At 72.8% G+C, this 21,958-nt stretch carries 18 protein-coding genes; 14 read left to right on the forward strand and 4 right to left on the reverse strand.

The window, feature by feature from the left end:
• Window positions 1-2 precede the first annotated feature (2 nt).
• Together HUO13_RS09370 and HUO13_RS09375 are read left to right on the forward strand one after the other, a co-directional pair.
• Entirely contained in the window at window positions 3-533 is a 531-nt protein-coding gene (locus tag HUO13_RS09370; RefSeq protein ID WP_211901026.1) for a GNAT family N-acetyltransferase, read from the forward strand.
• 151 nt (window positions 534-684) lie between these two features.
• Window positions 685-2,649 carry a TIGR03960 family B12-binding radical SAM protein gene (locus HUO13_RS09375; protein WP_211901027.1) on the forward strand — a complete coding sequence of 655 codons (1,965 nt, stop codon included), beginning with the start codon at window positions 685-687 and terminating at the stop codon, window positions 2,647-2,649.
• A 6-nt stretch (window positions 2,650-2,655) separates the two neighbouring features.
• Here HUO13_RS09375 and HUO13_RS09380 read toward each other — a convergent pair whose 3' ends face one another.
• Window positions 2,656-4,149: a S8 family peptidase gene (locus tag HUO13_RS09380; RefSeq protein WP_211901028.1), complete on the reverse strand. Its 1,494-nt coding sequence runs from the start codon at window positions 4,147-4,149 to the stop codon at window positions 2,656-2,658.
• Between the two features lie 246 nt (window positions 4,150-4,395).
• Between HUO13_RS09380 and HUO13_RS09385 the strand changes: the two genes are divergently transcribed.
• The 3 genes from HUO13_RS09385 (at window position 4,396) to HUO13_RS09395 (ending at window position 9,626) form a co-directional block, all read left to right on the forward strand.
• A complete protein-coding gene (locus tag HUO13_RS09385) occupies window positions 4,396-5,190 on the forward strand; it encodes a TIGR03936 family radical SAM-associated protein (RefSeq protein WP_211901029.1) in 795 nt (264 codons plus the stop codon).
• Between the two features lie 168 nt (window positions 5,191-5,358).
• Window positions 5,359-8,646 (forward strand): translation initiation factor IF-2 N-terminal domain-containing protein, encoded by a 3,288-nt coding sequence (locus HUO13_RS09390; protein WP_211901030.1) that lies wholly within the window; start codon window positions 5,359-5,361, stop codon window positions 8,644-8,646.
• A 77-nt stretch (window positions 8,647-8,723) separates the two neighbouring features.
• Complete coding sequence (locus tag HUO13_RS09395) at window positions 8,724-9,626, forward strand: hypothetical protein (RefSeq protein WP_211901031.1); 903 nt, start codon at window positions 8,724-8,726, stop codon at window positions 9,624-9,626.
• An 83-nt stretch (window positions 9,627-9,709) separates the two neighbouring features.
• Here HUO13_RS09395 and HUO13_RS09400 read toward each other — a convergent pair whose 3' ends face one another.
• On the reverse strand, window positions 9,710-10,438 hold the full coding sequence (locus tag HUO13_RS09400; protein ID WP_211901032.1) for a helix-turn-helix transcriptional regulator: 729 nt from the start codon (window positions 10,436-10,438) through the stop codon (window positions 9,710-9,712).
• 50 nt (window positions 10,439-10,488) lie between these two features.
• Here HUO13_RS09400 and HUO13_RS09405 point away from each other — a divergent pair, with 50 nt between their 5' ends.
• The 3 genes from HUO13_RS09405 to HUO13_RS09415 are packed head-to-tail and all read left to right on the forward strand — an operon-like array spanning window position 10,489 to window position 13,207.
• The gene (locus HUO13_RS09405) at window positions 10,489-11,109 is read left to right on the forward strand and encodes a TetR/AcrR family transcriptional regulator (RefSeq protein ID WP_211901033.1); all 621 of its coding nucleotides are present in this window, start codon (window positions 10,489-10,491) and stop codon (window positions 11,107-11,109) included.
• The gene (locus tag HUO13_RS09410; protein ID WP_211901034.1) at window positions 11,106-12,608 is read left to right on the forward strand and encodes a carboxylesterase/lipase family protein; all 1,503 of its coding nucleotides are present in this window, start codon (window positions 11,106-11,108) and stop codon (window positions 12,606-12,608) included. Before HUO13_RS09405 ends, HUO13_RS09410 begins: the two co-directional genes overlap by 4 nt.
• Window positions 12,605-13,207 (forward strand): VC0807 family protein, encoded by a 603-nt coding sequence (locus HUO13_RS09415; RefSeq protein WP_211901035.1) that lies wholly within the window; start codon window positions 12,605-12,607, stop codon window positions 13,205-13,207. Before HUO13_RS09410 ends, HUO13_RS09415 begins: the two co-directional genes overlap by 4 nt.
• Before the next feature lie 6 nt (window positions 13,208-13,213).
• Here the strand turns inward: HUO13_RS09415 and HUO13_RS09420 are convergent, their stop codons facing one another.
• Complete coding sequence (locus tag HUO13_RS09420; protein WP_211901036.1) at window positions 13,214-14,188, reverse strand: glycosyltransferase family 2 protein; 975 nt, start codon at window positions 14,186-14,188, stop codon at window positions 13,214-13,216.
• A complete protein-coding gene (locus HUO13_RS09425; RefSeq protein WP_211901037.1) occupies window positions 14,185-15,930 on the reverse strand; it encodes a hypothetical protein in 1,746 nt (581 codons plus the stop codon). Before HUO13_RS09425 ends, HUO13_RS09420 begins: the two co-directional genes overlap by 4 nt.
• A 585-nt stretch (window positions 15,931-16,515) precedes the next feature.
• Between HUO13_RS09425 and rplU the strand changes: the two genes are divergently transcribed.
• From rplU to HUO13_RS09455, 6 genes are all read left to right on the forward strand, one after another.
• A complete protein-coding gene (gene rplU, locus HUO13_RS09430) occupies window positions 16,516-16,824 on the forward strand; it encodes a 50S ribosomal protein L21 (protein WP_211901038.1) in 309 nt (102 codons plus the stop codon).
• A gap of 14 nt (window positions 16,825-16,838) precedes the next feature.
• Window positions 16,839-17,096: a 50S ribosomal protein L27 gene (rpmA, locus tag HUO13_RS09435; RefSeq protein ID WP_211901039.1), complete on the forward strand. Its 258-nt coding sequence runs from the start codon at window positions 16,839-16,841 to the stop codon at window positions 17,094-17,096.
• A 76-nt stretch (window positions 17,097-17,172) separates the two neighbouring features.
• Complete coding sequence (gene obgE, locus HUO13_RS09440; protein WP_211902766.1) at window positions 17,173-18,651, forward strand: GTPase ObgE; 1,479 nt, start codon at window positions 17,173-17,175, stop codon at window positions 18,649-18,651.
• A complete protein-coding gene (gene proB / locus HUO13_RS09445; RefSeq protein ID WP_432757830.1) occupies window positions 18,644-19,762 on the forward strand; it encodes a glutamate 5-kinase in 1,119 nt (372 codons plus the stop codon). The genes obgE and proB overlap by 8 nt, the downstream gene beginning before the upstream one ends.
• Before the next feature lie 53 nt (window positions 19,763-19,815).
• On the forward strand, window positions 19,816-20,775 hold the full coding sequence (locus HUO13_RS09450; RefSeq protein WP_211901040.1) for an RNA polymerase sigma-70 factor: 960 nt from the start codon (window positions 19,816-19,818) through the stop codon (window positions 20,773-20,775).
• 28 nt (window positions 20,776-20,803) lie between these two features.
• Window positions 20,804-21,958 (forward strand): NAD(P)/FAD-dependent oxidoreductase, encoded by a 1,155-nt coding sequence (locus HUO13_RS09455; RefSeq protein WP_249124565.1) that lies wholly within the window; start codon window positions 20,804-20,806, stop codon window positions 21,956-21,958.

Genomic DNA, 21,958 nt, shown 5'->3' on the forward strand with positions numbered 1-21,958 from the left:
GCGTGGGCGAGGACGTGTTCATCACCGGTCCGCACCGGGTGGACACGCCGCACCCCGGCCTCGTCGACGGCCTGGCCGACCTCTGGGGCCGGGTCACGGTGGCGGGCGGCGGCGTCGGCTTCACCCCCGCCGACCCGGTGGAGGAGGTGCGCGAGGCGGCCCAGTCGGTCGTCGACGACGTCGCGGGCAAGCGCGCGCACCTGCTGACCATCGGACGTGAGCACGTGCTCGTCGGCGTCGCGGTGCTGGTGCCGGGTAGCTACCCGGTGCGGCGGCACACCGGTGAGCTGCTGCTGCTCATGGTCGACCCCGACCTGCAGGGGCAGGGCTGGGGCCGCAAGCTGCACGACGCCGCCGTGGCGCACGCCCAGGCGCTGGGGCTGGAGAAGCTCGAGCTCGTGGCCCGCGGCGGACACGACCTGGAGCGCTTCTACACCGGCCTGGGCTGGACGGTGTCGGGCCGCTGGGAGCGGTCGGTCCGCGTCGCCGACGGCGACGACCGCGACCGGATCTGGTTCACCCGGGACGTCTGACCAGCGCGTCCGGTGCGCGCCGCGGCCTCGCCGCCCGGCTCGGCCGCCCGCCGGGGCGCCGGGTGCTCGCGGGGTTCGGTGCGGGCTCCGGCACCGCACTGAACCCGTACGCCTTCGTCGGGCGCGAGAGCGCGGCACGTACGCTGAACCGGTGAGCGTGGAGTCCGTTTTCGACCGCTTGGAGCCGCTGCTGCCGCGCGTCTCCAAGCCCGTGCAGTACGTGGGCGGCGAGCTGAACTCGACCGCCAAGGACTGGGACGACACCTCCGTGCGGTGGTGTCTGATGTACCCGGACGCCTACGAGGTCGGGCTGCCCAACCAGGGCGTCATGATCCTCTACGAGATCCTCAACGAGCAGCCCGACGTGCTCGCCGAGCGCACCTACTCGGTGTGGCCGGACCTCGAGGCCCTCATGCGCGAGCACGGCATCCCGCAGTTCACCGTCGACAACCACCGGCCCGTCGGCGCCTTCGACGTGCTCGGCGTCAGCTTCGCCACCGAGCTCGGCTACACCAACCTGCTCAGCGCGCTCGACCTGGCGGGCATCCCGCTGCACGCGGCCGACCGCACCGGCGAGCACCCGATCGTCCTGGCCGGCGGCCACGCGGCGTTCAACCCCGAGCCGATCGCGGACTTCCTGGACGCCGCCGTGCTCGGCGACGGCGAGGAGGCGGTCCTCGAGGTCACCGAGGCCATCCGGAAGTGGAAGGCCGAGGGCGAGCCGGGCGGCCGGGACGAGCTGCTGCTTCGGCTGGCCGAGAGCGGCGGCGTGTACGTGCCGAAGTTCTACGACGTCTCCTACGGCGCCGACGGCGTCATCGAGTCGGTCGTGCCGAACGAGGAGCGCGTGCCCTACCGGGTGTTCAAGCGCACCACGAGGGAGCTCGACGACTGGCCCTACCCGAAGAAGCCGCTGGTGCCGCTGGCCGAGAGCGTGCACGAGCGGATGAGCGTGGAGATCTTCCGCGGCTGCACCCGCGGCTGCCGCTTCTGCCAGGCGGGCATGATCACCCGGCCGGTCCGCGAGCGCTCCATCGAGGGCATCGGCGAGATGGTCCAGCGCGGCTTGGAAGCGACCGGCTTCGAGGAGGTCGGGCTGCTGTCGCTCAGCTCCGCCGACCACTCCGAGATCGCCGACATCACCAAGGGCCTGGCCGACCGCTACGAGGGCACCGGCACCGGTCTCTCGCTGCCGTCGACGCGGGTGGACGCCTTCAACATCGACCTAGCCAACGAGCTGTCCCGCAACGGCCGCCGCTCCGGGCTGACCTTCGCCCCCGAGGGCGGCAGCGAGCGGATCCGGCGCGTGATCAACAAGATGGTCTCCGAGGAGGACCTGATCCGCACCGTGTCGGCGGCCTTCGCCAACGGCTGGCGGCAGGTCAAGCTGTACTTCATGTGCGGCCTGCCGACCGAGACCGACGAGGACGTGCTGCAGATCGCCGAGATGGCCAAGGAGGTCATCCGCGCCGGGCGCGCGGTGTCCGGGCGCAAGGACATCCGCTGCACGATCTCCATCGGCGGGTTCGTGCCCAAGCCGCACACCCCGTTCCAGTGGGCGTCCCAGTGCGACCCGGACACCGTCGACGAGCGGCTGCGCAAGCTTCGCCAGGCGGTCAACTCCGACCGCAGCCTGGGCCGCAACATCGGCATGCGCTACCACGACGGCAAGCCGTCGCTGGTGGAGGGCCTGCTCTCGCGCGGCGACCGAAGGCTCGGCCGCGTGATCGAGCGGGTGTGGCGCGAGGGCGGCCGGTTCGACGGCTGGAACGAGCACTTCTCCTACCAGCGCTGGGTCGACTGCGCGCAGGCCGAGCTGAAGCCGCTGGGCGTGGACCTGGACTGGTTCACCACCCGCGAGCGCCACGAGGGCGAGGTGCTGCCGTGGGACCACCTCGACTCCGGTCTGGACAAGGAGTGGCTGTGGGCCGACTGGCAGGACGCGCTCGAGGCCCGCGAGCAGGACGACTGCCGCTGGACGCCGTGCTTCGACTGCGGCGTGTGCCCGACGATGGGCACCGACATCGAGGTCGGTCCCACCGGCCGCAAGCTGCTGCCGATCTCGCCGGTCGGTCAGGGCTCGCCGGTGACCAACGAGGCCTTCTCGCAGGGCTGAGCGCGCTCAGCCGGTGACGGCCCGGCGAGCGTCGACCATGCCGTGGCCGTAGAAGCCGTTGTAGGCGGCGTAACCGCGGCACAGCGCGTCCTGGGCGCTGTCGGAGTTGAGGTCGTAGTCGCTCGGGCACCCCATCGGAGTCGTGCTCGCGAGCAGCATCCGGGTGAGCTCGCGCGGCCCGGCGTCCGGGTGCCGCGACGCCAGCAGGGCGGCCACGCCCGAGACGTGCGGCGCGGCCATCGACGTGCCGCAGGCCCGGTCGTAGCCGGCGCCGGGCACGGTCGACAGCACGCAGCCCGCGCGGCCCGGGACGCGGCTCTCGCCACCGGGCGCTGTGATGTCGACCTCGCCCAGGCCGTAGGAGCTGTATCCGGCCTTGACCCCGTCGTGTCCCACGGCGGAGACCGCGACGACGTCGTCCAGGCCGACCGGCACCGCGTCGCAGTCGGGGCGCCGGGCGGCGGAGAGGTCGAGGCGCTCGTTGCCCACTGCGGCGACGGTCAGCACACCGCGCGAGGTGGCGTGCTCGACGGCGCGGCGCACTGCCTCGCGGGGGACGGCGGAGCCCTCGCCGGTGCAACCCTGCGCCGCGGAGCCGACGAGGAAGCTGCTGTTGACGACGCGGATGCCGTGCTCGGCAGCCCACATGAATCCGCAAACCGCGTACTCGGGGTTGACGTAGCCGGCCTCGTCCACGACCCGCACCGACGCGACCCGCACACCCGGGGCGACCCCGGTGGTGCCCGCCCCGTCGTCGGCCGCCGCGACGATGCCCGCGACGTGGGTGCCGTGCGGTGAGCTCCTGGCGCCGGGGGAGCGGTCGGGTCGGGCGGGGGAGAGGCAGTCGGCGGAGCGGGACGGGTCGAAGGCCGCGGCGAGCTCGGGGTGCGTGCCGTCCACGCCCGTGTCGAGCACCCCGACGACGATGTCGGCGCCGACCGTGGTGATCGCATGCGCCTCGGGGGCTCGCACCGCCGCCGTGTTCCAGCCGCCGGCGGGAGCGGGGGCCGGTCCCGTGGTGCCTGGTGCCGGGGTGACCGGTGTTGCGGCGCTTGGTGCTGCGGCGGCCGATCCTGCGGTGCCCGCCATCGCGGTGACCAGCGGTGCGCTCAGGCTTTGCCAGGTCTGGGCGTTCGCCGGGCCGGGGAGCGGGGCCGTGCTCTGCCCGTCGGCGGCCGCGCGCTCGCGCTGCTCGCCCTCCGCGCTGTAGGCGCGGTCGGTGCCGACGAGCTGCTCGAAGCGGGGGTCGGCGGAGTCGACGACGCCCACGCCGATGGCCGGGTAGTAGGCCGCCAGCGTCCCGCAGCGATCGCTCATATCCCGCCCGGCGGTGCCGACAGCGGTCCCGGGCTCGAACAGCACCACGTAGCGCAACGCGGGGCCCTGCTCCGCGCAGTCAGGCGCGGCTGCCGCGGGCGGCGCGCACAGCACGGCCAGCATCGCGGCGACGAGGAGCCGGCACGCGCCCCGCAGCGCCCGCCCAGCCCTGCTGACCCCCATCGGTGCTCCCCGGTCGTGGTCACCCGCACTCCGACCCGGGCGGGACGCTAGCCAGCCCGGGCTCGACCCACAAGCCAACCCGGCCCGACCTGGGCACCCGCCACCTTGCTGGCCCGAGGCAGGGGCGGCTTGTCACACTTGCGGTTGTCAAGGCAACCACCGACCACGACCAACCAGGGCCGTAGGCGACACGCGCGGGAGGGCATTCTGAGTCGACGAGATCATCCCAACCCCTCTGCGCCGCCGGTGCAGAAGCTGCGGCTGCGCTACGCCAAGCGCGGCAGGCTGCGCTTCACCTCGCACCGCGACCTGGCCAGGGCCTTCGAGCGCGCGCTGCGGCGCGCGGGCGTGCCGATGGCCTACTCCCAGGGCTTCAGCCCGCACCCCAAGGTGTCGTGGGCCGGCGCGGTGCCCACCGGCGTGTCGAGCGAGGCCGAGTACGTCGAGCTCCAGCTCGTCCGCCAGGTCGACCCCGAGCTGCTGCGTCGCGAGCTGGACGCGGCGCTGCCCGACGGCGTCGACCTGCTGGAGGCGGTCGAGGCGGCGCCCGGTCCGCTCGCGGAGCGGCTGGAGGTCAGCCGCTGGCTGATCGAGGTACCCGGGGTTGGCGATGACGAGCTGCGGGAGGCGGCGGCGAAGCTGCTCGCGGCCGACAGCGTCGAGGTGGAGCGGATGACCAAGGACGGCCGCCGCAGCATCGACGCACGGGCCGCGCTGATCGACGCCGCGGTGCTGGACCGTTCCGATCCGACTGCGCTGAGTGACCGGATTCGTTCCGTCACCGCCCAGGTGGACGATTGGCCGAGCGCGCCCGGACCGTATGGGATACTTGTAACGGTCGTGCGGCAGACAACACCGGTCGTACGACCCGACGACGTACTGAGCGCCCTTCAGGTCGTCGCCGGTCTGACGCCGTCGGCCGCCGCGAGAGCGACCCGGCTGGCGCAAGGCAGGCTCGACGACTCCGGAGGGCTTGCCGACCCGTTGGCCAAGGACTCAGGCGGCGACCGGAGTCCAGCGGGGGAGCCCGCGGCGGGGTGACGGACGGCGCGGACGTCGTCGGACCCGCCGTGTGACTTCCCGGCTCACCGAGATCCGGGGCGGGGGGACCAACAGAATTGCCGTCGCCCGAGGGCGGCGGAAACGAAAAGATCGCACATGCCTCTGTGCGGCCGCGTCGCGGGACGCGCCCGGGGGCGGAGGAGCTGGATGTTGAACATGGATACGCCCGCTGGAAGCGCCAGCGGGCCATCGCCCACACCTACCCAGGAAGATCAGGGGACCTTCGAACTGCCCGCGAAGCTGCGGGTGCACGCGCTGGCCAAGCTGCTCGGAGCGAGCAGCCGCGAGATCATCACGACGCTGGAGTCGCTCGGCGAGTCGGTGCGAAGCGCGCAGTCGAACATCACCCGCGAGGTCGCGATGCAGGTCGTCCGGACCCTGCATCCCGAACAGATCGCCGAGCCGGAGCAGGACGCCGGGGGTGCCGCGGAGGAGTCCGAGGAGACTCCCCGGCAGAAGGCCACCGGCAAGCCGGAGGAGCCCGCCCAGGCTGCCGCCGGGCAGCAGGCGCAGGCGGGAGCCGAGTCCGAGAAGCAGCAGGCCCAGCCCGCGCGCCAGGAGGAGTCCGGCGAAGGCAAGGCCGCGGGAACTGCCGCCGAGAGCAAGTCCGCTGAGACCAAGTCCGCCGGGGACGAGTCGGCCGGGGCCGCGCCGGTCAAGGCGCCTGCCCCGGGCTTCCTCGCCGCCCAGGACCCCGAGCCCACCCGCAGCGGCGCACCCGGCCTGACCCCGGTGTTCGCCGCGCCGCAGGCGATGTTCCTGGCCCCGGATCCGCAGACCGCGCCCGCCAAGCCCGAGCCGGAGCAGAAGCAGGCCCAGCCTGAGCAGAAGCAGACCCAGCCTGAGCAGAAGCAGGCCCAGGCCGAGGAGCAGCAGGAGACCGAGACCGAGGCGCCCCAGCAGTCCGAGTCCGCCGACACCGGCGAGGACGACGGCGACCAGGGTGGCCGCCGCCGTCGCCGCCGCGGCCGCCGCGGCCGGGGCCGTGGCCGCGGGGCCGAGGGCGAGCAGGGCGACGCGTCCGAGTCCGACACCACCGACCAGGACGGCAAGGCCGAGCAGACCGAGCCGGCGACCGAGCAGCAGGCCGACGAAGCCGCCGAGGACGCCGATACCGAGGGTGACTCCGCGGAGGGCAACCGCCGCCGTCGCCGTCGCCGCCGCCGCAAGGGCTCCGGGGACGACGAGAGCGGTGCCCGCGACGACGACCCGCCGAACACCGTCGTGCACGTCCGCGAGTCCGCGCCCGAGGGCCGCCAGGACAGCAGCGACGACGAGGTGCGCGCGGTCAAGGGGTCGACGCGGCTGGAGGCCAAGCGCCAGCGCCGCCGGGACGGCCGGGAGGCCGGCCGCAGGCGCGCCCCGGTGCTGTCGGAGTCGGAGTTCCTGGCCCGCCGTGAGTCGGTGGACCGCAGGATGGTCGTCCGCGAGAACGGCGACCAGACCCAGATCGCGGTGCTGGAGGACAACGTCCTCGTCGAGAACTTCGTGACCTCCTCGGGCAGCGGCTCCCTGGTCGGCAACGTCTACCTGGGCCGCGTGCAGAACGTGCTGCCCAGCATGGAGGCGGCCTTCGTCGACATCGGCCGCGGCCGCAACGCCGTGCTCTACGCCGGTGAGGTCGACTGGGACGCGGCCGGCCTGGCGGGCAAGGCGCGCCGCATCGAGCAGGCGCTGTCCACCGGTGACAGCGTGCTGGTGCAGGTCACCAAGGACCCGGTCGGCCACAAGGGCGCGCGGCTGACCACGCAGATCAGCCTGCCCGGGCGCTTCCTGGTCTACGTGCCGGGCGGCGGCGCCACCGGCATCAGCCGCAAGCTGCCCGACAACGAGCGCAAGCGCCTCAAGGAGATCCTCAAGCGGATCGTGCCGGAGAACGCAGGCGTGATCATCCGGACCGCCTCCGAGGGCACCAGCGAGGAGGCGCTGGACCGCGACGTCCGCCGCCTGCAGGCCCAGTGGGAGGTCATCAAGGAGAAGGCCGACTCGCCGAAGGCGCAGGCCCCGCAGCTGCTCTACGAGGAGCCCGACCTGCTGATCAAGGTCGTCCGCGACCTGTTCACCGAGGACTTCTCGGCCATGACGGTGCAGGGCAACGAGGCATGGGAAACCATCGAGGCCTACGTCAAGCACGTCGCGCCCGACCTGGCCGGACGGCTCAGCAAGCACGTCGCCAAGAACGACGTGTTCACCGAGCAGCGGATCAACGAGCAGATCGCCAAGGCGCTGGACCGCAAGGTCTGGCTGCCCTCCGGCGGCTACCTGGTCATCGACCGCACCGAGGCGATGACGGTGATCGACGTCAACACCGGCAAGTTCACCGGTTCCGGGGGCAACCTGGAGGAGACGGTCACCCGCAACAACCTGGAGGCGGCCGAGGAGATCGTGCGCCAGCTCCGGTTGCGCGACATCGGCGGCATCATCGTCATCGACTTCATCGACATGGTGCTGGAGTCCAACCGCGACCTGGTGCTGCGCAGGCTGACCGAGTGCCTGGGCCGCGACCGCACCCGGCACCAGGTCGCCGAGGTGACCTCGCTGGGCCTGGTGCAGATGACCCGCAAGCGGGTCGGCACCGGCCTGCTGGAGGCCTACAGCAGCACCTGCGAGCACTGCCGCGGGCGCGGGCTGCTGGTGTCGACCGACCCGGTCACCCACGCCCACACCAACGGCAGCGGTGGCGGCGGTGGCGGTGGCGGTGGCCGTCGCAACCGCCACCGGGGCAGGTCGCAGGAGCCGGAGACGCCGGTCGTGGAGACTGCCCCCGCCGCCGAGCCGGAGGCGAAGGCCGAGCCGGCCGCCGAGGCGCCGAAGCAGGAGAAGCGGGAAAAGCCGCAGAAGCACGAGAAGCCGGAGCGCGAACCGGCCGCCACGTCGGAGCAGCCGAAGCAGCCGGTTCAGGCTGGCAAGGCCGCCGAACCGGCGAAGGCGGAGCAGCCCGTCGAGGCCGAGCGGCCTGCGGAGCCTGCTGAGCAGGTGACGGCGGCCGCGCCGAAGGTCGTCGAGCAGCCCGAGGCGGTCGTGCCTGCCGCTGAGCCGGTCAGCGCTTCGCAGCCCGAGCCGGCCACGCCTGCTGCCGAGTCGGCCCCCGCTTCGGAGCCCGAGCCGGCCGCGGCGGAGCCGTCGGAGCCCGCCGTCAACGGCCGCTCACGTCGGCGCAAGGTGAGCAGGCCCGCGGGCAGCGCGGGCGCACCGGCGGCGCCGGTGGTGGTGTCCGTGCCGGCGAAGCCTGCCGATTCCCAGGACAACGGTGTGCCGAGCACGCCGCCGCCGGCCGCGGCGGCGGTGTCGCGGCGCCGGGGCCGTGCGGCGTCGCGTCCGGCCGGGCCGCCTGTCGACGGCGGCCAGAGCCAGCAGTCCGACGCCGCGGCCGACGGTGCCGCGAGCACGTCGGAGGAGAGCGGCGAGAGCACGGGAGCGTCCGCCGAGAGCTGACGTCCTGAGCCGTAGACCGGTGCGGAATGGCCGATTCGTTCAAGAACGGATCGGCCATTCCGCTTTACGGTCGCCGCATGAACCGCTTCACCGCTGATCGCGTCGCCGCGACCGCGCGGCTGGTCTGGCTGACCGCCCGGGTCGTCGAGCAGCGCCGCTTCGAGTACCTGTTCGCCGAGGGCAGCGCGGAAGCCGTGCGCGCCGCCCTCGACCCCTACCGCTGCGCGGACGGCGGGTTCGGCTACGCGCTGGAGCCGGACTCGCGGGGTCCGGTGAGCCAGCCACTGCACACCTGGACCGCGCTGGAGATGCTCACCGAGATCGATGCCGCTGAGGGCCCGGTGGTGTCCGGCGCCATCGACTACCTGGTGTCGATCACCCGGCCGGACGGTGGCGTGCCGGGTGTGGACCCGAGCCTGCGCCCGTACCCGCACGCACCGTGGATGCCCATCGACGACGAGCCGCCGGGCGCGCTGCTGACGACGGCGCTGCTCGCCGGGACGCTGCACCGGAACAAGATCGAGCACCCGTGGCTGGACCGCGCCGGGGCGTTCTGCTGGGACCGGATCGACGCGCTCGGTGAGACGCACCCGTACGAGGTGCAGGCCGCCTTGCACTTCCTCGACCACGTGCCGGAACGGCAGCGCGCGGCATCGGCTGCCCAGCGCCTCGGCACGCTGGTCCGCGAGCAGCGACTCGTCGTGCTGGACCCCGCCCGCCCCGAGGACGCGCGGGTCGCTCCGGGATACGCACCCGGCGAACTGCACCACGTGTACGACTACGCCAGGACACCGGAGAGCCTGGGCTGCTCGTGGTTCTCCGGCGCCGAGCTGGCGCGGGGCCTGGACCACCTCGCCGACCAGCAGGAGGAGGACGGCGGCTGGCCCGTCCGGTGGCGGGAGTGGGCGCCCGGCGCGCACCTCGAGGCCCGGCCGCGCGTTGCCATCGAAGCCCTGCTCACGTTGCGGGCCCACGACTGAGCGCTTTGACTCACCTTGCGTGGCGGTGCCGGTGGCGGCGGTGGGCCAAGCGGCCGCGACGCTTCGAAGGTCGAAGCAGGCTCTCAGCTGCCCAGGAGGTCGGCGGGGGTCAGGCCGGACAACCGGCGGAACTCCCGGTTCATGTGGGCCTGGTCGGCGTAGCCGACGGCCCCGGCGACCCCCGCCAGCCCGCCCGGGGCGCCGGTGTCCAGCCGCATCGCCCGCCGCATCCGCAACACCCCGGCCAGCGTCTTCGGCCCGTAGCCGACGACCGATGTGAAGCGGCGCCGGAGGTGCCGCTCGGACAGCCCGAGCGCGTCGGCCAGCTCGGGCACCGAAGGCGGCCGCGGGCCGTCGAGCGCGGCGACCGCCGCTTCGATGGCCCGGTCGCGTTCGAAACCGGGCAGCATGTCCACCGCGAAACGCTCCAGGCGCAGGGCCGTGTCGGCCGGTGACTCCGCCTCGGCAAGCCGGTCGGCCAACACCCTCCCGTGCCGGCCCCACAGCTGCGGCAGCGAAACCTGCAGGTCGAGCAGTTCCGAGGTCGGGACCTCCCCGAGCAGCAGCCGGGCCGCTCCGGGCAGCATCCGGACCCCGGCCACGCCGGTGCCGGGCGGCAGCTCCACCACCCTGGCCGCGGTGTCCGGCCCGACCATCTGGAGCTCGCCGTTGATCCAGATCAGGTCGATGCAGCCGTCCGGGATGACCCGCTGGAGGCGGCCCTCGGTGGACTCCAGCGTCCAGACGCAGTGCAGGAGCCCGGCGAGCTCGGGCCGGGGAGCACGTTCCAGGTAGCGCTGCACGGGACCCATGATGCGCCATCGCGCCGACAGTCCTTGCTCGTCTGTGCTAGGTTTTGCTCATGCGAGCAAAAGGCAGCTCGACCAAGCAAGAGCGGTCGTTCACGGAGGAGCGCCGCAGGGCGCAGATCGTCGACGCGGCGATCGACACCATCGTCGAGCTCGGTTACGCCAAGACCTCGTTCGGGCAGATCGCCAAGAGGGCCGGTCTGAGCAGCACCGGGATGATCTCCTACCACTTCCGCAACAAGGCAGAGCTGATGCGGCAGGTCGTCAGCGACGTCTACGCGGTCGCGCTGGAGGTGGTCGGCTCCCGGATCGACCAGGCAGGCGACCCGCCCGCGCAGCTCCGCGCCTTCATCGAGGGAAGCGTCGAGTTCTACCGCACCCACCACCGTCACATGCGCGCGCTGACCGAGGTGTGGCTCGGCAGTCGCGGCGAGGACGAGAGCACCGCGCCTCCGCACCGGCAGGAGCTGGAATCGCTCGAGGAGATGTTCCGCGAAGGCCAGCGTGCCGGCGACTTCCGGGACTTCTCCCCGCGGGTGATGGCGGTGGCGCTGCGGCACGCGCTCGACGGCGTGGCGCTGCACCTCGGCGTCGAGCCCGGCACCGACCCGGACGTCTACGCCGGCGAGCTGGTGACCCTGTTCGACCTGGCCACGAGGAAGGAAAGCCGATGAACGACGCGATCGTGGAACTGGACTCCGGGCGTGCGCGCGGCCGCGTGCTCGACGACCACCGGGTGTTCCAGGGCATCCCGTACGCGGCGCCGCCGGTCGGCGGCCTGCGCTGGCGCTCGCCGCAGCCCGTGCAGCCGTGGGCCGACGTCCTGGACGCCACCGAGCCGGGCAGCCCGTGCCCGCAGACGGCGCAGGTCTTCGCCGCGATCGAGAGCCTGGACGAGGACTGCCTGAACCTCAACGTCACGACACCGGACACCCCCGGCCCCAAACCGGTCATGGTGTGGCTGCACGGCGGTGGCGGGGCCAACGGCGAGGGCGCGATCTTCGACGCCCACCGCCTCGCGGTGCGGGAGGACGTCGTCGTGGTGACGCCGAACTCGCGGCTGGGCATCTTCGGCTACTTCGGCTACCCCGGACTGGAGGGCAGCGGCGGCTTCGGCATCGAGGACCAGCAGGCCGCGCTGCGCTGGGTGCGCCGCAACATCGCGGCCTTCGGCGGCGACCCGGGCAACGTCACGCTGTTCGGCGAGTCCTACGGAGCGTTCAACATCGGCGCGCACCTGGCGTCGCCGTCGTCGAGTGGGCTGTTCCACCGCGCCGTCGTGCAGAGCGGCTTCACCCTGATGGACGCGCCGGCCGGCACCTGGATGCCCGGTACTCCCGCCCTGCCGACGATGTGGTTGTCCACCGCCGAGCTGGACGGGCTCGCGGCGCACTTCGTCGAGCAGAGCGGCTGGCTGGACGCGGGCCGCGAGTTGACCGCCGTCGAGCAGCTGCGGCGCGTCCCGGTCGGCGAGCTGCTGGAGCTGTCGCCGTACTTCACCCGCCCCGCGTACGGCAACGCCGTGCTGCCGGAGTCCCCGGACGAGGCCGTGCGGGCGGGCCGGTTCAACCGGGTCCCGACCGTGGTCGGCGGCACCCGCGACGAGGCCAGGCTGTTCGTCGCGCTGTTCTTCGACCTCGCGGGACAGCCGGTCACCGCCGAGCGCTACGCACAACTGCTCGGCGAGGCGTTCGGAGGGCAGGCCGCGCAGGTCGAGCGTGAGTACCCGCTGAGCGACTACGACACCCCGAGCCTGGCGTGGGCGCAGGTCGCCGAGGACCGGGCGTGGGCGCGGGCCACCTGGGACCTCGCGCACGCGCTCGCGGCGCACACACCGACCTACTGCTACGAGTTCGCCGACCGCGACGCTCCGCCGATCGTGCCGTTCCCGGAGGGCTTCCCGCCCGGGGCGCACCACTCGGCCGAGGTGGCCTACCAGTTCGACCTCGGCGAGCCCGCGGCGCTGAGCAGCGAGCAGTGGCGTCTCGCCGAGCAGATCAACGCCTACTGGGCGAACTTCGCGCGCAGCGGCGATCCCGGCTCGCCGGACCTGCCGGCGTGGGGCCGCTTCGACCCCGCCGACCCGTACGTGCAGGCGCTGGCACCCGGGCGGACCGGCCGGACCGACTTCGCCGCCGGGCACCGCCTGGACTTCTGGGAGAAGCTGCGGTGAACCTGCTGATCTCCGCGCTGGCCGACCTGGTCCTGCCGCTGGTCATCTACTACGGACTGCGTTCGGCCGGGATCGGCGAGGTCCCGGCGCTGCTCGCATGCGCGGTGGTCCCCGTGGCGCGCGTCGGCTACGGCCTCGTGGCCCGGCGGCGCGTCGACCCCGTCGCGGTCTTCGTGCTGGCGATGGTGCTGGTGAGCCTGGTGCTGTTCCTGGTCAGCGGGAGCCCGCGCGCGCTGCTGGCCAGGGACGGGTGGCTGATGGCCGCGTGCGGGGCGGCCGCCCTCGTGACGCTGTGGCGCAGGCCGGTCGTGTTCACCCTCGGCCGGATGCTCTTGGCCCGCTCCGGCCACAGCGCCGCGGACTGGGACGACCGGTGGCGGTGTTCGGCGTCGTTCCGGCGGGTGTGGCGGGTGCTCACGCTCGCGTGGGGCGTCGCGCTGATCGTGTTCGCGGCGGTGAAGGTCGTGATGGCCTACACGCTGCCCGTCGACGTCGTCCCGGCCGTCACCACCGCCATGTGGATCGGCGCGGTCGTCCTGCTCAACGTGGGCAGCCAGCTCTACCTGCGGCTCCCCGGGATCAGACACGTCGTCGGCTGAGCCTTCTCATGCCACCCGGGACTGGTCGTGGGTGTGGTCGGCGACCAGCACGGTGACGTCGCGGTCGCGGCCGGTGCGGTGCAGCACGAGTTCGGCGAGCAGCCCGAGCGAGACCATCTGCACCGCGAAGATCTCCAGCAGCATCCCCAGCGTCAGCAGCGGACGGGTCCCGATGGACTGCTCGGTGAAGACCCACACACCGGTCAGGTACAGCAGGATCAGCGTGCCGATCGTGCCGAGGAGCAGGCCCAGCCCGCCGAACAGGTGGGCGGGCCTGCGCCCGTAGCGGGTGAGCGCCACGACCGTCAGCAGGTCCAGCGCGCCGCGGACGTAGCGCTCGAAGCCGTACTTGGACCTGCCGTGCAGCCTCGGCCGGTGGTTCACCGCGCGCTCCCGCACCCGGTAGCCGAGCTGGTACGCGAGCGCCGGGATGTAGCGGTGCAGCTCGCCGTAAAGCGGCACCCGCCGGTAGACCTCGGTGCGCGCGGCCTTGAGGCCGCAGTTGTGGTCCGCCAGCCGTAGGCCGGTGATCATCCCGGTCATCCAGTTGAAGAACTTCGACGGCAGCCGCTTGCCCAGCGGGTCCTTGCGCTGCGCCTTGTGCCCGCTGACCAGGTCGGCGCCGTCGTCGAGCTCGTCGAGCAGCCGCGGAATCTCGGCCGGGTCGTCCTGCAGGTCGGCGTCGATGGTCACCAGCAGCGCGCCCCGGACCTCGGCGACCCCGGCCGCCAGCGCGGCGGCCTTGCCGAAGTTGCGGCGCAGCCGGATGCCCCGGAAGCGGGGGTCGGCCGCGGCCTGCTCGGCGATCACCCGCCAGCTCTCGTCGGTGCTGCCGTCGTCGACGACCAGCAGCTCCCACGTGCGGTGCTGGGACTCCATCGCGGTGCGGATCTCGGCGAACAGCAGGGGCAGGCTCTCGGCCTCGTTCTTGGCCGGGGCCAGCAGTGACACCTCGGGCGCGGAGGGCCGGCGCTCGCTCATGACTTCTGCGGACTTTCCGTGAGGGGCCGGATCCACCAGCCGTCGGGGAAGCCGAACGCGACCCGCAGCGGCCCGGGCGCCGCCGGGGCGACCGCGCGGAAGCCCAGGCCGATCTCGATGCCGACCGTCTGGGACTCGGCGTCCGCGCGCGGGATGTCGACCACCCCGCCGCCCACGACGGTCCCGTTCTGGTCGAGCACCGCGACGCACCTGGCGCGCTCGATGCCGGAGATCGCCCAGCCCTTGAGCATCCGGGCGCCGCCGGTGACCTGGTCGGTCTCGACGTTGAGGATCACGTCCCAGCCCTGCGGTCGCGGTTCGCGGAAGCTGCCGATGCTGGGTGTCCGCCAGGTCGAGGTGTCCACCCGCGAACCGATTTCCACGCCTCCGCCGCAGCCCAGCGTGAACTCCGGCGAGAAGGGGTAGTGGCCCAGCGCCTGGAGCCGGGGGATGAGCCGCCCGGGCTCCGGGAAGCGATCGGTGAAGGCGTCGGGCGCGCCGACGCGTGCGGCCACCGCGAGCAGCCGCTGGTTCGGCGCGTCGTCGCGCACCGACTGGGCCATCGGGGCGCCGAGCGCGACGGTGGCCAGCACCGTGACGCCCACCACGACGTTGCGCAGGTTCGGCCACCGGCCCCAGGCGACCACGATGACCAGCACCGCGATCCACAGGGCCGCGGTCATGCTGTTGTACCGGCTCTGCAGGCCGGCCGACTCGCCGAAGGCCGCGCGCGAACCGGAGATCATCACCGCGCAGCCGACCGCGTAGACCGCCAGCCCCCACCACCCCGCACTGGCCGCGCGGTGCTCCGGTGCCACCCGGGCGTGCAGGGCCAGGACGGCGAGCCCGGCCACGCCCGCCAGCAGCGCCATCGCGGGCTCGGTGCCCGTCCAGACCATGCCGAGCATGCTCAGGCCTGCCAGCATCGCCTGCGCCGGGTCGTCGGTCGGCGAACCGCCGCCACCGCCCTGCGGGCCCCGCAGCACCAGCCACGCCGCGACCACGGCGAATCCGACGACCAGCGGCGTCACCACCCGGGCCCGCCGGTCGCCGCGCATCCAGGCGACCAGCGCCAGCGCGGGCCACACCGCGAACGACGTCCCGTAGCTGATCGAGGCGAGCAGCCCGGCGACGACAGCGGGCACCGGGCGCCCGCGCTGCATCGCCAGCAGCGCCCCGAGGACCAGCAACAGCGCCAGGATCCAGGACGCCCCGCTCATCGAACGCACGTAGTTGTGGATGCCGTGCGGGTTGAACACCAGCGTCGAGGCCGCCACGACCAGCGCCGCCCGCTGCCACCTGCCCAGCGACCTCGGCAGCATCGCCCACACGAGCAGCACGCAGCCGGCGCCGAAGGCGATGATCAGCAGGCCCAGCGGCTGGTTGAGGCCGTGGCCGTAGCGGGCGCTGAGCCAGAACAGCAGGCTCGGCAGCACGAAGGGGTGCTCGTTGCGGAACCCGAACAGCGCCTCCGGCCGCAGCGAGCCGTCGTCGCGGGTGATGTCGAGCAGCACCCACCAGTAGTCGAAGAAGTGCATCTGCGGGTACCGCAGCACCTCGCGCAGCATCATCAGCGGCGGCACGACCGACAGCAGGCCGAGCAGCACCGGGCCGAGCCGCCCATCGCGCAGCCGCCGCAGCGGACCGGGCCGTGCGGCTTCGGGCTGGTGCTCGGACGCGCGCTCCTCCTCGGGCGCGCTACCGTCCCGCCGCGAGCCGGCGTCCGGTGCGATGTCGGTCACGCTGAGTTCCCCGTGTTCCTGCGGACCTGCTCCGGGCAGGCACCCCGTGTCGAGCTGCCGGTCTCCGGCCGGCGCGGGCGGCTCCGGGCCGCCTGCGAGCCGGGCGGCCGCCGGTGGAGGCGAAAGACTCTCACCTTGGAGCGGCGACTCACGGTAGCAAGCGGTCGGGGCGCTGATCGGCGGTTCCGCGGGATTGGCGAAACTTTTCCACGGGTGATCTTCGCCCCTCCCGGGCTCCGATTTGACCGTGCTGGAAACGCCCATTTAGCCTGGCTCGGCTCGTCCGCGGACGAGCCGGACTTCCTCCGCGTGATCCGGATGCGATGCGGAGTCCACCCCTCGCCGTCGGCGCGGGGGCCTGTCGATCGGGCCTTTCGTGCCTGTCTGTATGATGGGTGGGAACTTCTCGCCGCCGGACGGGCGGAGAGGATAAACGCCCGCAGAGCCCGAGTGCGACCTCAGCTGGGGGACCGGGGCGACGAAGCGGGAACCCACCGAGATCCGGCGCCGCCGGGTGGTAGGAATCTCCGGCTTGGTCGGAGAGGGCGTCAACAGGGAAACCGAGCAGCAGGAGACTTCCGACTCATGTACGCGATCGTCAAGACCGGCGGCAAGCAGTACAAGGTGGCTGTCGGGGATGTCGTCGAGGTCGAGAAGCTCGAAGGCGAGCCGGGCACCGATGTCACCTTCCCGGCGCTTCTGCTCGTCGACGGCTCCGATGTCACCGCCGACGCCGACGCGCTGGCGAAGGTTTCGGTGACCGGCAAGCTGGTCGAGCAGACCAAGGGCCCCAAGATCCGCATCCACAAGTTCAAGAACAAGACCGGCTACCACAAGCGCCAGGGTCACCGGCAGAAGCTGACCCGCGTTGAGGTCACCGGCATCACCAAGTGAGGACCTGACTAGTCATGGCACACAAGAAGGGCGCATCCAGCTCTCGGAACGGCCGCGACTCGAACCCGAAGTACCTCGGGGTCAAGCGATTCGGTGGTCAGGTCGTCAAGGCCGGTGAGATCATCGTCCGCCAGCGCGGCACCAAGTTCCACCCGGGCCTGAACGTCGGCCGCGGTGGGGACGACACCCTCTTCGCGCTTTCCGCGGGCACCGTCGAGTTCGGTAGCACGCGCAACCGCAAGACCGTCAGCATCGTGCCGGCCGAGGCCTGACCCGGCTCTCGGCACACGTTTTTCCCGACGAGGGGCGGGTCCGGCCTAGCCGGTCCTGCCCCTCGTTTTCTTGTCCTTGGAGGCATTCGTGTCGCGGTTCGTCGACCGCGTGACCATCCACGTCGCCGCTGGCGACGGCGGTAACGGTTGCGCATCGGTGCATCGGGAGAAGTACAAACCGCTCGGCGGACCCGACGGCGGCAACGGCGGCCGGGGCGGTGACGTCCGGCTGGTCGTCGACCCGGGCGTGCACACGCTGCTGGACTTCCACCACCGCCCGCACGCGCGTGCCTCCAACGGCAAGCAGGGCCGGGGGAGCATGCGCAACGGTGCGATCGGCGAGGACCTCGTGCTGTCGGTGCCGGAGGGCACCGTGGTGCTCACCCCGGACGGCGAGGTCCTTGCCGACCTGGTGGGCGCGGGCACGACCTTCGTGGCGGCGGAGGGCGGACGTGGCGGCCTCGGCAACGCGGCGCTGTCGTCCAAGGCCCGCAGGGCGCCCGGTTTCGCGCTGCTCGGTGAGCCGGGCGGGGAGCACGACCTGGTCCTGGAGCTGAAGTCGGTCGCCGACGCCGGCCTGGTCGGCTTCCCCTCGGCGGGCAAGTCGTCGCTGATCTCGGTGCTGTCGGCGGCCAAGCCGAAGATCGCCGACTACCCCTTCACCACCCTGGTGCCCAACCTCGGCGTGGTCACCGCCGGTGACACCGTGTTCACCGTCGCCGACGTGCCGGGGCTCATCCCCGGTGCCAGTGAGGGGCGCGGTCTAGGGCTTGACTTCCTGCGCCACATCGAGCGCTGCGCGGTTCTGGTGCACGTCGTGGACTGCGCCACCCAGGAACCCGGCCGCGACCCGCTGTCCGATGTGGACGCGCTGGAGGAGGAGCTCGCGCGCTACACGCCCGCGCTGAAGACCGAGCACGGCGCCGGAGACCTGGAGTCCCGGCCGCGCCTGGTGGTGCTCAACAAGATGGACGTGCCCGAGGCCAGGGAGCTGGCCGAGCTGGTCCGGCCCGAGCTGGCGCAGCGCGGCTGGCCGGTCTTCGAGGTCTCCACCGCCAGCCACGAGGGCCTGCGCGAGCTGCGTTTCGCGCTGGCCGAGGCGGTCGAGGAGTACCGGGCCGAGCAGCCGGAACCGGAACCGGCCCGCACGATCGTGCGGCCGTTGGGCGTCGGCGACACCGGCTTCACCGTCGAGCCCGACCCGGACTTCGAGGACGCCTTCATCGTGAGGGGGGAAAAACCCGAGCGGTGGGTGCGCCAGACCCAGTTCGACAACGACGAGGCGGTGGGCTTCCTCGCCGACCGGCTGGCGAAGCTGGGCGTGGAGGAGGCGCTGGCCAAGCAGGGCGCCAAGCCCGGCAGCCAGGTCACCATCGGCGCGGTGACCTTCGACTGGGAGCCCTCGACGCCGGCCGGGGTCGCCGGTGTGCTGGGCGGACGCGGAAGCGACCTGCGGCTGGACCAGGACGAGCGGATCTCGGCCCACGAGCGCAAGGCGGCCAAGAAGGCGCGCCGGACCTCGCTCGACGAGGAGGGCGGCTACGTCGGTGAGTGAGCTGTCGCCGACCAGGCGGTTGATCGCTGCGGCGCAGCGCATCGTGGTGAAGGTCGGCTCGTCCTCGCTGACCAGGGCGAAGGGTGGCCTCGACCACGCCAGGCTGGCCGGGCTGGTCGACACGGTGGCGCGGCGGGTCTGTGCCGGGGGACAGGTGGTGCTGGTCTCCTCCGGGGCCATCGCCGCCGGCATCACCCCGCTCGGCCTGGGCCGCAGACCCCGCGACCTGGCCAGCCAGCAGGCCGCTGCCAGCGTCGGGCAGCAGGCGCTGGCCCACGCCTACGCCGAGTCCTTCGCCCGCTACTCGCTGACCGTGGGCCAGGTCCTGCTCACCGCCGACGACGTGGTCCGGCGCTCGCACTACCGCAACGCGCAGCGCACCCTGAACCGGCTGCTCACGCTGGGCGCGGTGCCGGTGGTCAACGAGAACGACACGGTGGCCACCACCGAGATCCGCTTCGGCGACAACGACCGCCTCGCCGCGCTGGTCTCGCACCTGGTCGGCGCCGACGCCCTGGTCCTGCTGTCCGATGTGGACGCCCTCTACGACGGAGATCCCCGCCGGGGCGGCGCGTCGGCGATCCTGGAGGTCAACGGCGCCGAGGACATGCTGGGCGTGGAGGCGGGCAGCACCGGCTCGTCCGGGCTGGGCACCGGTGGGATGGCCTCGAAGGTCGAGGCCGCGCGGGTGGCGTCGTCCGCGGGCATCCCGGTGCTGCTGACCTCCGCGGCGCTGGCCGACCGCGCGCTCGGCGACGCCGACGTGGGAACCGCCTTCGCCGCGACGGGTTCGCGGCTGTCGGCCCGCCGCTTCTGGCTGGCCCACGCCGCCGACGCCAGCGGCAGGCTGTGGCTGGACGACGGCGCGGTGTCGGCGGTGGTCAAGCGGCGCCGGTCGCTGCTGGCGGCGGGCATCACCGCCGTCGAGGGCGCGTTCGACGGCGGTGACGTCGTCGAGCTGGTCGATCCGTCGGGGACGGTGACGGCCAGGGGCGTGGTTGCCTACGACGCCGAGGAACTGCCCGCGCTGATCGGGCGCTCCAGCCACGAGCTGCCTCCCGAACAGCGCCGCGAGGTCGTGCACGCCGACGACCTGGTGCCGTTGCGCTGAGACCCGGCCGCGACGCCGGCCGGTGGCCCGCCCGCGCTCCGTATGCTCTGGCCATGGCCAGCGATCACGTCGCGGAGTTCGAAGCGCACCGGCCGAGGCTTTTCGCTGTCGGCTACCGCCTGCTCGGGTCGGCGGCCGAGGCCGAGGACCTGGTGCAGGAGACCTTCCTGCGCTGGAACGACGCCGATCGCGACGTCATCCGCACGCCCGCGGCGTGGCTGACGAAGGTGCTGACCAACCTGTGCCTCAACCGGCTCGCGTCGGCGCGGTCCCGGCGCGAGGACTACATCGGGATCTGGCTCCCGGAGCCGGTCATGACCGACGACTCCGCGCTCGGCCCACTGGACACCGCTGAGCGGCGCGAGTCGGTGTCGCTGGCGATGCTGGTGCTGCTGGAGAAGCTGACCCCGGCCGAACGCGCGGTCTTCGTGCTGCGCGAGGCGTTCGGCTACCGGCACCGCGAGATCGCCGAGATCCTCGACATCACCGAGTCGAACTCGCAGCAGGTCCACCGCCGTGCACAGGCGCACCTGCGGGAGCGGCCGCGCTTCGACGCCTCGGGCGATCAGCAGCGCCGGATCGCCGAACTGTTCCTCGACGCCGCCCGCGGTGGCGACCTACCGGCGCTGGAACGCCTGCTCGCCGACGACGTCGTGTCCTCCGCCGACGGCGGTGGCGTGGCGGGCGCGGCGCGCAACGCCATCCGCGGCGCGAGCCGGGTCGCGCGCTACTTCGCCGGTTTGCTGGACGTGCCGCTGCCTGGGCTGGAGTTGCGGGTCGTGGAGCTCAACGGCCAGCCGGGAATGCTCGCCGTGGTCGGCGACGCCTTGATCAGCGTGACGGTCGTCGAGGCCGGCGATGACCGCGTGCGACGCATCTACAACGTCCTCAACCCCGACAAGCTGCGGTTCCTCGCCGCGCAGTGCGGGCTGGTCGCGCGCAACTGGAGGCAGGTGATCGAGGACACGTCCGGTTCCGTCATGGAACTGCGTGCTGCCCGGTTCAGGGAGTGACATCGACTGGGCAGAACGGGGATGGACGATGACTCACCGGATCGTGGTGCTGGGCGCGGGTTACGCGGGACTGCTGGCCGCCCGCCGGATCGCCGACGGCGTCGACGCGCGGGTCACGCTGGTCAACGCCGCCGACGAGTTCGTGGAACGGGTGCGCCTGCACCAGGCCGCCGCCGGACAGCGGCTGAACCGCTGGCCGCTGGAAGACATCGTGCGCGAGGCGGGAATCGAGCTGGTCGTGGGCCGGGTCACCGGCGTCGACGCGGAGCGGCGCGAGGTCGTGGTCGACGGAGGCCACGTCCTCGGCTACGACAAGCTGGTCTACGCGCTGGGCAGCCACGCGGACGTCGAGAGCGTGCCCGGAGTCGCGCGGCACGCTCTGGCGGTGGCGACCGCGACCGACGCCGCGGAACTCCGGCTGCGGGCGGCCGAGCTCGCCGCCCGCGGTGGCGTTCTCGGCATCGTCGGTGGTGGCTCGACCGGGATCGAGGCCGCCACCGAACTCGCCGAGACCTATCCGGACCTGCGGGTCCGGTTGCTGGCGGGACCGGAACCGCTGGGCTGGTTGTCGCCGAAGGGCAGGGCGCACGTGCGCCGGGTGTTCGACCGGCTGGGCATCGAATCCACGCCTGGCGCGCTGGTTTCGGAGGTCCGCGAGGACCGGATCGTGCTCGCCGACGGCTCGGACGTCGACGTCGACGCGACGCTGTGGAGCGCGGGCTTCCGCGTTCCCGGGTTCGCGACCGAGGCCGGTCTGGAATGCGACGGCAGCGGCCGGATCCGGGTCGACGCCTCGATGCGCTCGGTCTCGCACCCCGACGTCTACGCCGTCGGCGACGCGGCGAGGGCGCGGGCGCACGGCGGACCCGAGCTGCGGATGTCGTGCGCGGCGGGGCTGCCGATGGCGGGCCGGGCGGCCCGGTCGATCATCGCCGAGCTGACCGGCGACACCCCGAAACCGCTGCGCTTCCGCTACTACAACCTGTGCATGAGCCTGGGGCGCCGGGACGGCCTGATCCAGTTCGTGCACGGCGACGACACCCCGCGCAACGCGGTGCTCACCGGCCGGACCGCGGCCCGCTACAAGGAGACCATCGTGCGGGGCGCCGCGTGGGTGGTGCGGCGCAGCCCGTACGTCGGCCGCCGCGGGAAGCCCGTGCCCGGTGGCTCGCTCGCGGTGTGA

Origin of the sequence: Saccharopolyspora erythraea (genome assembly GCF_018141105.1) — a bacterium.
Taxonomy (GTDB): domain Bacteria; phylum Actinomycetota; class Actinomycetes; order Mycobacteriales; family Pseudonocardiaceae; genus Saccharopolyspora_D; species Saccharopolyspora_D erythraea_A.

Coding starts and splice junctions, on each gene's coding strand:
- HUO13_RS09380 (WP_211901028.1), bottom strand. CDS start 4,149: ATGGGGGTCAGCAGGGCTGGGCGGGCGCTGCGGGGCGCGTGCCGGCTC.
- HUO13_RS09390 (WP_211901030.1), top strand. CDS start 5,359: ATGTTGAACATGGATACGCCCGCTGGAAGCGCCAGCGGGCCATCGCCC.
- HUO13_RS09395 (WP_211901031.1), top strand. CDS start 8,724: ATGAACCGCTTCACCGCTGATCGCGTCGCCGCGACCGCGCGGCTGGTC.
- HUO13_RS09400 (WP_211901032.1), bottom strand. CDS start 10,438: ATGGGTCCCGTGCAGCGCTACCTGGAACGTGCTCCCCGGCCCGAGCTC.
- HUO13_RS09405 (WP_211901033.1), top strand. CDS start 10,489: ATGCGAGCAAAAGGCAGCTCGACCAAGCAAGAGCGGTCGTTCACGGAG.
- HUO13_RS09410 (WP_211901034.1), top strand. CDS start 11,106: ATGAACGACGCGATCGTGGAACTGGACTCCGGGCGTGCGCGCGGCCGC.
- HUO13_RS09420 (WP_211901036.1), bottom strand. CDS start 14,188: ATGAGCGAGCGCCGGCCCTCCGCGCCCGAGGTGTCACTGCTGGCCCCG.
- rplU (WP_211901038.1), top strand. CDS start 16,516: ATGTACGCGATCGTCAAGACCGGCGGCAAGCAGTACAAGGTGGCTGTC.
- rpmA (WP_211901039.1), top strand. CDS start 16,839: ATGGCACACAAGAAGGGCGCATCCAGCTCTCGGAACGGCCGCGACTCG.
- HUO13_RS09450 (WP_211901040.1), top strand. CDS start 19,816: ATGGCCAGCGATCACGTCGCGGAGTTCGAAGCGCACCGGCCGAGGCTT.
- HUO13_RS09455 (WP_249124565.1), top strand. CDS start 20,804: ATGACTCACCGGATCGTGGTGCTGGGCGCGGGTTACGCGGGACTGCTG.